We start from the raw sequence: 12,048 nt of genomic DNA, 5'->3' as shown, positions 1-12,048 counted from the left end.
AGTCCTCGTCTTTTGTTGCTATCGATCTGTTTTATTCAGGTCTATTCAGGAGGGCAGTTTCGGGCGCAGAACATGCAGCCCATAAACCATGGTTGGAAACACGCGCCCACACCCTCCCCGGAAAATCGGGCGCACCCTAGCAGGTGTTCGCCAACCAGAAAAGGAGATTGATGATCAGGGCCCGATCGCTGGGGCCAATCAGAAAAGATCGGCCTTGGCAGGGGTTCTCGGTTCGTCCATTTCCTTCATTACTTCAAGGATATAATCAAGATCGGGCGCGGTGATAAATAAATCGAGATTGGATGGATTGGCAAAGCCTTCGGCCGTGACATGGCGCAGCAAAGCCAGCAATGGCTCCCAATAGCCTTTGTGATTGAGCAGGAAAATCGGCTTGTCGTGCAGATCAAGCTGCGACCAGGTGAGCACTTCGATAAACTCATCCAGCGTTCCCATGCCGCCGGGTAAAACGATGAACGCATCCGAGCGATCGAACATCATGCGTTTGCGGCTGTGCATATCCGTTACGATATGCAGTTCGCTCAATCCGGTTTGGGCAATTTCGGCCTGATCAAGATGTTCGGGGATGATCCCCACCACGGATCCGCCCTCTTTCATCGCGGCACGGGCCATCAGGCCCATCAAGCCCACCTGTCCGCCGCCATAAACCAGGGTGATGCCGGCTTCTGCCAGTATTTTCCCTGTATCTTCAGCAAGCTGGGCATAATCTTGATGAACGCCCGCCCGGGAACCGCAATAGACACAGACCGATTTTATCTTGGCCATAAGCACTCCTTTTGAGGATAAAAAAACATCATAGCGATGATTTTACCAATATTGTTTTTGATTTTTGGTGAACTGCGTCTTTAAGCAAGGCACATTGATGTGACAGAAGGCGTCTTGCCGTAGTATGATTTCCCGGATTGAACAGGATGGATCAACGATCCTGAAAGAGTGACGTTTTGAGCAAATCTCCCAAATCAGATGATTGGTCTGAAGACAATCCCCGTCTGAGCCGACCATGGCTATCGGCGGGCTTGATGGTGCTTGCCTTTGCGGCGATCATCGGGCTTGCCTATTTCAATTTTTCGGGGTCCGATCAAACCGAGACGTCGGCCGTGGGCTCAGATATTTCGGCCCAATCCAATGCGGATGTTTTGGCCGATGCGCCCATCAATCCGTCATTTGATGTGGTGCGCATTTCGCGCGGCGGCACGGGTGTTCTGGCGGGTCGGGCGGCCCCGGAAAGCCGGGTTGAATTGCGTCTTGATGATCAGGTGATTGCCGAAGTGCGGGCGGATCGCAATGGCGAATGGGTTTTGATCCTTGAAGAACCACTGGCGGCTGGAACCGTTGAATTATCCCTGCGCGCCATTGATGAGACGGGCGAGGTAAGAACATCGGATGATGTGGTGGTGGTATCGATCCCTGAGCCGATCCAGCCTGAGCGCTTTGTTGATCGGGAAGGCGAAGGAGTGGTCGCGGTTCTGACACCGAAAACCGGCGATGGCCCAAGCCGGGTGATGCAAAAGCCCGGGCTTGCCGCCCCCGGCGAGGTGGGGGATAGCCTTGCCGTGGATACGGTGGATTTTGGTGCCGAAGGGCAAACGATCTTGTCGGGCCGGGCCCTGCCGCGCAGCACCGTGCGGGTTTATATCGATAATGAATTGATCGAAGAAGTGCGCGCCGGTGATGAGGGACGGTGGATGGCAAGCCAAACCCAGCCCATTGCCGATGGCGATCATGTGATCCGGGTGGATCAGGTGCTAACCGAAGGCGAAGTGCAATTGCGGGTGGAGCAGCCCTTCAAAGCAGGCATGGCCCTTGATCCATCACAGGCGCAATCGCGGGTCGTGGTTCAGCCGGGCAATACCTTATGGACCATTGCCCGCAAGCTTTATGGCCGGGGCACCCGCTTCACGATGATCTTTCAGGAAAATTCCGAGCAGATCATCGATCCGGACCTGATTTATCCCGGCCAGCTTTTCCGGTTGCCGGGGGCGGATGAGTCTCAAAATGGCGAGCCTGCACCATCACCCGCACAAGAAGGCCAGGATGGAGAGGGCCAGCCCTAAAAACTAAAAGAGTGGGGCAAAAGATCGGCCATCTTGTAACGGCTGATCTTGCCCCCGGCCCCTTCCAGCAGGATTTGGGTTTCGGCATCGGCAAATTCCAGAATTTTTTGCCGACAGCCGCCGCAGGGCGTGCAGTCTTCAAGGCTATCGCCCGCATGGCCGCCCACGATGGCGATGATTTTGATCTGTTTCCGCCCTGCCGTGATCATCGAACCAATGGCATTGGCCTCGGCGCAGATGCCTTCGGGATAGGCGGCATTTTCAACATTGCAGCCGGCATGAATATCACCGGCCTCATCTAAAACAGCCGCCCCCACATGATAGTGAGAATAAGGAGCGTGAGCATGATGGCGGGCGGCTTTGGCGGCTGTCCACAAGGCATTTTCTTTGGTCATGTTCAAACCTTTTCTTTGTGTTATGGCTCAGCGCTTGACAGCGGTGGGAGTAGCGCGGGCCGATGCCTTATCAAGGGCTTTGAAAACCGACGCATGAGACGGGCGCTTGATATAGCGGCCAGCGCCTTTTTCAGTGCGCAATTCGCCCTCGCTCCACACCAGCTTGCCATTGGCAATGGTGTGGGATGGAAGACCCTTAACCTCCATCCCTTCGAAGATATTATAATCGATATTCTGATGATGGGTTTTGGCGGAAATGGTTTTGGTGGCTTCGGGGTCCCACACCACGATATCGGCATCGGCACCCACCTGCAGGCTGCCCTTGCGCGGATAGATATTGAAGATTTTCGCCGCATTGGTCGAGGTCACGGCGACAAATTCCTCCATCGTCAGCCGACCCTTGTTCACGCCATGGGTCCATAAAACGGCCATGCGATCTTCGATCCCGGCCGTGCCATTGGGGATTTTCGAGAAGTCATCCCGGCCCATGGCTTTCTGGTCGGCGCAAAAACAGCAATGATCGGTGGCGGTGGTTTGCAGATTGCCCGATTGCAGGCCGCGCCACAGGGCATCTTGATGCTCTTTGCTGCGGAAAGGCGGGCTCATCACATGGGCGGCGGCGCTGTTCCAATCCTTCAGCCGGTAAACACTGTCATCGATCATAAGATGCCCGGCCAGCACCTCGCCATAAACCCGCTGGCCCGCAGCCCGTGCCCGGCTGATTTCTTCCAGGGCATCAGAGGCCGAGACATGCACCACATAAAGCGGCACCCCCACCACCTTGGCAAAGCGAATGGCCCGCGCCGCCGCTTCGCCCTCCACCTCGGGCGGGCGGGAGAGGGGATGCCCTTCCGGCCCGGTGATGCCCATGGCCAGCAGCTTTTGTTGCAGTTGATAAACCATTTCACCATTTTCAGCGTGAACCGTGGTGATAGCCCCCAGTTCCAAAGCGCGGGAAAAGCTTGGATATAAAATATCATCGGTGGCCATGATGGCGTTTTTATAGGCCATGAAATGCTTGAAGCTGTTGATCCCTTCCTGCTCCACCAATTGGCCCATATCCCGAGAAACGCTTTCATCCCACCATGTAACGGCAACATGGAAGCTGTAATCGGCACAGGCTTTTTCCGCCCAGCCGCGCCATTGCTGATAGGCTTCCATCAGAGATTGCTGCGGATTGGGGATCACAAAATCGATGATCATTGTGGTGCCGCCCGCAAGCCCTGCGGCGGTGCCGGTGTAAAAATCTTCGGAGGCTACAGTGCCCATGAAAGGAAGCTGCATATGGGTATGGGGATCAATCCCGCCGGGCATCACATATTGGCCGCCTGCATCGATAATGGTGGCCCCCGATGGTGCTTCGATATTTTGGCCGACGGCCTTGATCACCCCGTCTTCGCAATAAATATCGGCCTTGGTGCTGTGTTCGGCGGTGACGATGGTTCCACCTTTGATCAGGACCGACATGATGCTTCTCCTTTGCTTTTTCGCGAAAAAATCCAGTAAACACCCCCCGCAACGCCCACACCCACAAACCAGGCATAGCTGTAGATGCTGTCAAAAATCGGGGGGACAGAGTTAAGGATGCGGGTGGCGTGCAGAAAACCCGGCAAAGAGGGCAGGGCGCCCAAAATCAGCGCCAAAAGGGCAATCTTGTTCCAGCCGCCATTACGGCTATAGCGGCCATTTTTTAAAAAGAGATCATCCACCACCAGATCGGTGCGGCGGATCAGAAAATAATCAACGATCAAGATACCCACAATGGGGCCGAGCAGGGCCGAATAGCCCACCAGCCAGGTAAACAGATAGGTGCCCGCGCTTTCCATCAGCTTCCATGGGAACATGGCAATGCCGATCCCGGCGGTGATATAGCCCCCCATCCGAAAGGAAATCCGCCCCGGTGCCAGATTGGAAAATCCATAGGCAGGGGCCACCACATTGGCGGCGAGATTGGTGGTGAGTGTGGCGATCACCAGCGCCCCCAATGCCACCACAACCCCCAAACCGCCCATGCGCCCTGCCAGCTTCACCGGATCCCAGATAGCTTCGCCATAAATGACCAGAGTGGCCGAGGTGACGGCCACCGAAATGAAGGCGAACAGGGCCATGGGAATGGGCAGGCCCAAAGCCTGACCGATGATCTGATGGCGCTGGCTTTTGGCAAAACGGGTGAAATCGGGGATATTGAGGGCCATGGTTGACCAGAAGCCCACCATCGCCGTGAGGCTGGCAAAAAAGACCGGCCAGAATTGCCCCTCGCGCGCGCCGCCGGGGGCAAATTGCGAGTCATTGGACAGCATGGCCCCAAGGCTGCCCACCTCGACCCAGGCCCAGATCAATAATGAAAATGAGGTGAGGATCAAAAAAGGCGCGGCCAGCATTTCAAGCCAGCGGATCGATTCCGTGCCATGGCGAACAAACCATACATGCAAGGCCCAGAAGGCGAGAAACGACAGGCTTTGCGCCGGATCGATCCCCAAAAAGGGCAAAGGCGCGCCCACCAGCGCCTGTCCGCTCAGGGTATTGAGAATGACATAAATGGCCGATCCGCCCACCCATGTATTGATCCCAAACCAGCCGCAGGCCACAAGCCCGCGCAGCAGGGCAGGCAGCCGCGCCCCCACGGTGCCAAAAGATGAGCGCAGCAAAACCGGGAAGGGCACCCCATGTTTCGCCCCGGCATGACCCACCAGCATCATGGGGATCAAAACGATCAGATTGCCCAAGAAGACGGTGAGAACCGCCTGCCACCAGTTCATCCCTTCGCTGACCAGACTGCCCGACAAAAGATAGGCCGGCACGCACACCACCATCGCCACCCATAAAGAGGCAAAGGCTTTCCAATCCCAGGTGCGTTCGGACAGGGGCGTGGGGGCAAGATCGGCATTCCATAAAGCCTGATCATGGCCCTGATCATTGGCCTGATCATGACTATGGGCGGCATCACCGGATTGTATTCCATCCTGTGGATGCGGCGCCTTTGATGTATCATGCATGCGTCATGCCCCCGGCTTTATTCAAAGGTCAGTTTTCATTCTTCAGCGACCAAGGGATAATAGGTTTCCGGGCGACGGTCACGGAAGAACTGCCACAGATTGCGCACCTCTTTCACCTTGTCCATATCCATATCGTGGATGATCAGTTCATCCTTGTCACGGCTGGCGATGGCTTCGATTTGGCCGCGCGGATTGACGAAATAGCTTTGGCCGTAAAATTCCCCGATATTCCACGGTGCTTCCGTGCCCACGCGATTGATCGCGCCGATATAGCAGCCATTGGCAGCGGCAGAGGCGGGCTGTTCCAGCTTCCACAGATATTCCGACAATCCGGCCACGGTGGCGGAAGGATTGACGATATATTCCGCCCCATTCAGCGCCAGTGCCCGCCAGCCTTCGGGGAAATGGCGATCATAGCAGATATAAACGCCCAACTTGCAATAGCGGGTCTGGAACACCGGCCAATCCGATGCGCCGGGTTTGAAGAAGAATTTTTCCCAAAAGCCCTGCACCTGCGGAATATGGGTTTTGCGATATTTGCCCAGATAGCTGCCATCGGCATCGATCACGGCCGCCGTATTGTAATAAACCCCGGTTACATCATCGGCTTCGTAGATCGGGACCACGATCACCATCTGATATTTTTTGGCATAATCCTGCATCAGCTTCGTGGTGGGGCCATCGGGGATGGCTTCGGCGGCATCATACCATTTGCTGTCCTGGCTCGGGCAGAAATAGGGCTGGGTGAATACTTCCTGAAAGCACAAAACCTGCACGCCCTTTTCGCCCGCTTCCTCGATCAGCGGGATATGCGCTTCGATCATGGCTTTGCGAATGGTTTCGGGGTCTTTATCGGTCGAGGCTTTCAGCCCCATCTGGATCAATCCGCCGCGCACTGTGGTCATGAAGCCTGCTCCTTTAATGAGATGAATGATCAGCCATTGCTGGGAAAGGTGAATTCCGCACCCGCCCGAATGCCCGTGGGCCAGCGTGCCGAAATCGTTTTGAGCCGGGTGTAGAAATGGATCGCTTCCGGGCCATAAATGCCATGGGCGCCAAAGATCGATTGTTTCCAGCCGCCGAAGCTGTGATAGCCCACCGGCACCGGGATGGGGACATTCACCCCGACCATGCCCACCTCGATGCGGCGGGCGAAATCGCGAGCGGCATCGCCATCGCGGGTGAAAATCGCGGTGCCATTGCCATATGGATGAGCATTGATCATGGCCACGGCCTGATCATAATGATCGGCGCGCACCACGCTCAGAACCGGGCCGAAAATTTCTTCGCGATAAACGGTCATTTGCGGGGTGACATGATCCATCAGGGTGCCACCCATCCAGAAGCCGCCTTCATAGCCCTGCAGGCTGTATCCCCGGCCATCCACCACCAGTTTCGCCCCTTCCGCTGCCCCTTTCGCAATGAGATCGGCCACCTTGTCGCGATGGGCTTTGGTGATCAGCGGCCCCATTTCCGCGTCCTTGTCGGTGCTGGGGCCGATCTTGAGAGCCTGTACCCGGGGCACCAGCTTTTCCACCAGGCGATCGGCAGTTCCCCGGCCCACCGGCACGGCCACCGAAATGGCCATACAGCGTTCCCCCGCCGAGCCAAAACCCGCCCCCATCAGGGCATCGGCAGCCTGATCGAGATCGGCATCGGGCATGATGACCATGTGATTCTTGGCGCCGCCCAATGCCTGCACCCGCTTTCCATTGTTGCAACCACGGCTGTAGATATAGTGGGCAATGGGGGTGGAGCCCACAAAGCTGATGGCCGAAATGCCGGGATGATCAAGGATCGCATCCACCGCTTCCTTATCGCCATGCACCACATTGAAAACCCCCGGCGGCAAACCGGCGTTTTCGAGCAATTCATGGATCAGATTGGCGCTTGAAGGATCGCGTTCCGATGGCTTCAGGATAAAGCTGTTGCCGCAGGCAAGCGCCATGGGGATCATCCACAAGGGCACCATGGCGGGGAAATTGAACGGGGTGATCCCGGCCACCACGCCCAGGGGCTGGCGTTCCGAGCTGGCATCCAGATCGCGGGCGACATGGCGGCTGAAATCGCCCTTCAAAAGATGCGGAATCCCGCAGGCAAATTCTACCACCTCCAAAGCGCGGGCCACTTCGCCCAGCGCATCATCATGGGTTTTGCCATGTTCAAGGCTGATGGTGCGGGCGATCTCGTCGCGGCGCTTCATCATGCCATCGCGCAAAGCAAACAGCACCTGCGCCCGGCGCGAAGGCGGGGTTTCCGACCAGCCGATAAAGGCTTTTTGCGCTGCTTTCACCGCCAGATCAACATCATCAGCCGTGGCCATGGCCACATGACGTGTGATCTCGCCCGTTGCGGGATTGGTTACGCCCTGGGTGCGCGGGCTTTTCGCCCCATAGGGCGCGCCATCGATCAGATGGGGGATGAGTGCGTTCATATCGGTCATTCGATTTCTTTCAGAACTGTGCGCAGGGTATCGAAGGCGAAATCGATCTGCGATTTTTCAATGATCAGGGGCGGCGACAAAGCGATGATATCCCCTGTGGTGCGGATCAAAAGCCCTTTATCATAAGCTTTCAAAAAGGCATTGAAGGCGCGCTTGGTGGGGGCATCCTTGATGCCTTCAAGCTCGATCGCCGCGATCAGCCCCATATTGCGCAGATCGGTCACATAGGGCGCGCCTTTAAGGGAATGTACCGCATCGGCCCAATAAGTGTCCAATTCCGCGGCCCGTGTGAACAGACCCTCTTCCTCATAGGTATCAAGGGTGGCAAGCGCGGTGGCGCAGGCCATGGGATTGGCGGAATAGGTATAACCGTGAAACAGCTCGATCATATTTTCAGGGCCGGTCATGAAGGCGTTGTATATCTGTCTGCTGGCAAAAACCGCGCCCATCGGCACCACGCCATTGGTCAACCCCTTGGCGGTGGTCACCAGATCGGGCTCTACCCCGAAATAATCCACGGCAAAGGGCGCGCCAAGGCGCCCAAATCCGGTGATCACCTCATCGAAAATCAGCAAAATGCCGTGTTTCGTACATATCTCGCGCAGGCGTTGCAGATAACCTTTGGGGGGCATGATCACCCCTGCCGATCCGGCAACGGGTTCCACGATCACCGCAGCGATGGTGGAGGGATCATGCAGCGCGCACAGGCGTTCCAGATCATCGGCCAGTTCAACCCCATGTTCGGGTTGGCCACGGCTATAGGCATTGCCCGGCACATAATGGGTGTGGCGGAGATGATCGACACCGGCGACGAGAGAGCCGAACATCTTGCGATTGGCAGGCATTCCCCCCACCGACATGCCGCCAAAATTCACCCCATGATAGCCCTTTTCCCGGCCAATCAGACGGGTGCGATGGCCTTCGCCTCGTGCGCGGTGATAGGCGAGGGCGATTTTCAGTGCCGTTTCCACGGATTCAGAGCCGGAATTGGTGAAAAACACATGATCAAGATCGCCGGGCATCAGCCGCGCCAGCCGATCAGCCAATTCGAAAGCCTTGTAATGGCCCATCTGGAAAGCCGGGGAATAATCCAGTTCTTCGACTTGTTTTTTCACGGCTTCGATGATGCGCGGGCGCTTATGCCCGGCATTGCAGCACCATAAACCGGCAATGCCGTCCAGAACATCGCGGCCATCGCTGGTTTTGAAATACATGCCATCGGCCCCCACAAAGATACGTGGATTGGCCTTGAACTGGCGATTGGCGGTAAAGGGCATCCAATAGGCATCGAGGGAATTATTGGCCCGGGAATTGGCGATGTCTTCGCTCATCATACTGACTCCGCAACGGCTTTATGGGCCGGATTTTTCGGATGGTCGGGCCAGGTCAGATGTGGCAGGCCATTGGCCACCGGCTCCATCTCGATGCACTGATCCACCGGGCACACATGCATGCACAGATTGCAGCCCACACAATCATCATCGATCACCACAAAGCGGCGCCCGCCATCGTCTTTGGCTTCGATCCGAATGGCCTGATGGGATGTATCCTCGCAAGCGATATGGCAGCGCCCGCATTCGATGCAGCTTTCTTCATCGATCCGTGCCTTCAGATCGAAATTCATATTCAGTTCGTTCCAATCAACGGTATTGGCCACCGCCCGGCCGCGAAAATCATCAAGCGTTTTATAGCCCTTTTCATCCATGAAGGCCGATAAACCGGCGATCATGTCTTCCACGATGCGAAAGCCATAAAGCATGGCGGCGGTGCATACCTGCACCCCCGATGCCCCAAGGGCGATGAATTCAGCAGCATCGCGCCATGTGTTGATCCCGCCAATCGCCGAAATTTCCAGATCGCGGGTGGCCGCATTGCGGGCGATTTCCGCCACCATATTGAGGGCGATGGGTTTGACCGCCGAGCCGCAATAGCCGCCATGGGTGCCTTTGCCATCGATCATCGGATCGGGGGCCATGGCATCAAGATCGACCGAGACGATGGAATTGACCGTATTGATCAGCGAGACGGCATGGGCACCGCCCGCAAGGGCCGCCTCGGCGGGGACCAGAATATCGGTTATATTGGGGGTGAGCTTGGTGAACACGGGAAGATCCACCACTTCGCGCACCCAGCGGGTGGTTTTTTCCACCATTTCGGGCACCTGCCCAATGGCCGAACCCATGCCCCGCTCGCACATGCCATGGGGGCAGCCCAGATTAAGCTCGATCCCATGCACGCCGGAATTGGCGATCCTGATGGCCAGTTCTTTCCAGGCCTGTTCATCCATTTCCGCCATCATCGAGCCGATGATCACCCGATCCGGCCATTCCCGGCGACATTCCTCGATTTCCCGCAGATTGACATCCAGCGGCCGATCAGAAATCAATTCGATATTATTGATCCCGATGGTGGCCCCCTTGAAATCCTTGTGCAGGCCATAACGGCTGGTGACATTGACCACCGGCGGATCAACCCCCAGGGTTTTCCACACCACGCCGCCCCAGCCTTTTTGAAAGGCGCGCACCACATTATATTTTTTATCGGTGGGCGGGGCTGAGGCCAGCCAAAAGGGATTGATGCTATCAATTCCCGCGATACGACATGAAAGATCCGCCATCATGCACCCCCTTTGCCGGAATGGGCCGCCACCGGTGGCTGCGCATCATTCCGTGTTAAAGCCTGATCGATTGCCAAGGCTGCCAGCTTGCCATCCTGCACCGCCTGCACGGTCAGATCATCACCTGATTGGATACAATCGCCGCCTGCATAAATGCCGGGCATCGATGTTTGATATTGGTCATCAACCACGATCCGGCCATTTTTGATCTGAAGATCACCAAGCCCCAAAGGCAGCATTTTCTGGCCAATAGCCTTTAAGATGAGATCGGCGGTCAGACGATATGTTTCGCCTGTGCCTTGCAGCCTGCCATCGATGATTTTCGTTCGCTCGAACATGATATGATCGGCTTTTTGATCGCCGCCGATGGAACTGGGGCGCGCCCATGTGCGGATCTGAACATCATTGAGCCGGGCCAGATCGCGCTCCCAGGCGGTCGCACTCATGCTGTCATCACCCCGGCGATAAACCAGCGTCACCGTTTCGGCCCCCAGCTTTTTGGATTGGATAGCTGCATCAATGGCGGTATTGCCGCCGCCGATCACCACCACATGACGCCCGCATTTGACGTGGGATTTCTGCTTGGCCTGACGCAAATGTTCAATGAAACTGAGGGCGGGCTCCACCCCATCGAGATCTTCACCGGGAATGCCCAAAGTGCCCGAGCCGCCTAGGCCGATGCCGATGAAAACTCCATCATATTGTTTCTTGAGATCGGAAAGGCTGAAATCCTCCCCCAGTTTTTTACCATATTTGATGCTGATACCCCCGATGCCGAGCAGGAAATCAATTTCCTTCTGGGCGAAATCATCAACCATCTTATAGGCGGCAAGGCCATATTCATTCAGCCCGCCGGGCTTGGGCCGGGCTTCATAGACCGTCACATCATGGCCCAGCATGGCAGCACGATGGGCAAAGGATAATCCCGCGGGCCCCGCGCCGATCACTGCCAGCCTGCGCCCGCTTTGGGGGGCGCGCTGAAAAGGATGGGTGCCATTTTTGGCGACCTTATCCATCAGATGATCCACACTGCGCCTTTGTAAAGCCCCGATGCGGATGGGTTTTTCATCGCCTTTGTTCAGCACGCAGGCCCCTTCGCACAGAATTTCGGTGGGGCAGGCGCGGGCGCAGGTGCCGCCCATGATATTGGCATCCAGAATGGTTCGGGCCGATCCATCCAGATTATCGGTGCGAATCTGATGGATGAAGGTGGGGATATCAATGGCCGTGGGGCAGGCATTGATGCAGGGCGCATCATAGCAATAAAGGCAGCGGCTGGCTTCGATAAAAGCTGCACCCGCATCGAGCGGGGGATGCAGATCGCTGAAGGCGCGTTCGATATCCATATCCCGCTTGTGGGTGGGCGATAGCTGTTTTTTGCGCATGGCGATTCTAGCTCCTTTATGCCGGCCCCAAGCTGTTTGGTGCAGTCTCTTATCCAAGCTTGTGACCATCTTTGGATCAAGCATCAGATATGTGGGCGCATTGATCAAGAAAATTTTGTCCGAATGATCAGAATATGACA

Annotated in this window: 10 protein-coding genes; 1 reads left to right on the top strand and 9 read right to left on the bottom strand. The window is 56.4% G+C overall.

Annotated features, from left to right (window positions below; translation table 11 throughout):
* Window positions 1-198: 198 nt before the first annotated feature.
* Window positions 199-783 (bottom strand): LOG family protein, encoded by a 585-nt coding sequence (locus tag AQ1_RS02200; protein WP_042083638.1) that lies wholly within the window; start codon window positions 781-783, stop codon window positions 199-201.
* 176 nt (window positions 784-959) lie between these two features.
* Between AQ1_RS02200 and AQ1_RS02195 the strand changes: the two genes are divergently transcribed.
* Window positions 960-2,072, top strand: a complete 1,113-nt coding sequence (locus AQ1_RS02195; RefSeq protein WP_052370785.1) for a LysM peptidoglycan-binding domain-containing protein — start codon at window positions 960-962, stop codon at window positions 2,070-2,072.
* On the opposite strand, the gene cdd is transcribed toward AQ1_RS02195, so the two are convergent.
* The 8 genes from cdd to AQ1_RS02155 are packed head-to-tail and all read right to left on the bottom strand — an operon-like array spanning window position 2,069 to window position 11,908.
* Window positions 2,069-2,467: a cytidine deaminase gene (gene cdd / locus AQ1_RS02190; protein ID WP_042083635.1), complete on the bottom strand. Its 399-nt coding sequence runs from the start codon at window positions 2,465-2,467 to the stop codon at window positions 2,069-2,071. The genes AQ1_RS02195 and cdd overlap by 4 nt on opposite strands.
* Window positions 2,468-2,494: 27 nt before the next feature.
* The gene (gene hydA, locus AQ1_RS02185; protein WP_042083632.1) at window positions 2,495-3,934 is read right to left on the bottom strand and encodes a dihydropyrimidinase; all 1,440 of its coding nucleotides are present in this window, start codon (window positions 3,932-3,934) and stop codon (window positions 2,495-2,497) included.
* On the bottom strand, window positions 3,922-5,463 hold the full coding sequence (locus tag AQ1_RS02180; RefSeq protein ID WP_081837010.1) for an NCS1 family nucleobase:cation symporter-1: 1,542 nt from the start codon (window positions 5,461-5,463) through the stop codon (window positions 3,922-3,924). The genes hydA and AQ1_RS02180 overlap by 13 nt, the downstream gene beginning before the upstream one ends.
* Window positions 5,464-5,498: 35 nt before the next feature.
* A complete protein-coding gene (locus tag AQ1_RS02175; protein ID WP_042083629.1) occupies window positions 5,499-6,368 on the bottom strand; it encodes a nitrilase-related carbon-nitrogen hydrolase in 870 nt (289 codons plus the stop codon).
* A gap of 29 nt (window positions 6,369-6,397) precedes the next feature.
* Window positions 6,398-7,897 carry a CoA-acylating methylmalonate-semialdehyde dehydrogenase gene (locus tag AQ1_RS02170; RefSeq protein WP_042083725.1) on the bottom strand — a complete coding sequence of 500 codons (1,500 nt, stop codon included), beginning with the start codon at window positions 7,895-7,897 and terminating at the stop codon, window positions 6,398-6,400.
* A gap of 5 nt (window positions 7,898-7,902) precedes the next feature.
* The gene (gene aptA, locus AQ1_RS02165) at window positions 7,903-9,237 is read right to left on the bottom strand and encodes an omega-aminotransferase AptA (RefSeq protein WP_042083626.1); all 1,335 of its coding nucleotides are present in this window, start codon (window positions 9,235-9,237) and stop codon (window positions 7,903-7,905) included.
* Entirely contained in the window at window positions 9,237-10,523 is a 1,287-nt protein-coding gene (preA, locus tag AQ1_RS02160) for an NAD-dependent dihydropyrimidine dehydrogenase subunit PreA (protein WP_042083625.1), read from the bottom strand. The genes aptA and preA overlap by 1 nt, the downstream gene beginning before the upstream one ends.
* Window positions 10,523-11,908, bottom strand: a complete 1,386-nt coding sequence (locus AQ1_RS02155) for an NAD(P)-dependent oxidoreductase (RefSeq protein ID WP_042083723.1) — start codon at window positions 11,906-11,908, stop codon at window positions 10,523-10,525. Before AQ1_RS02155 ends, preA begins: the two co-directional genes overlap by 1 nt.
* Window positions 11,909-12,048 lie beyond the last annotated feature (140 nt).

The organism is Iodidimonas nitroreducens, from assembly GCA_000710935.1.
GTDB classification, from domain to species: domain Bacteria; phylum Pseudomonadota; class Alphaproteobacteria; order Sphingomonadales; family Rhodothalassiaceae; genus Iodidimonas; species Iodidimonas nitroreducens.
The sequence above is the reverse complement of the archived record's forward strand: the minus strand, read 5'-3'. Positions and strand labels throughout refer to the sequence as shown.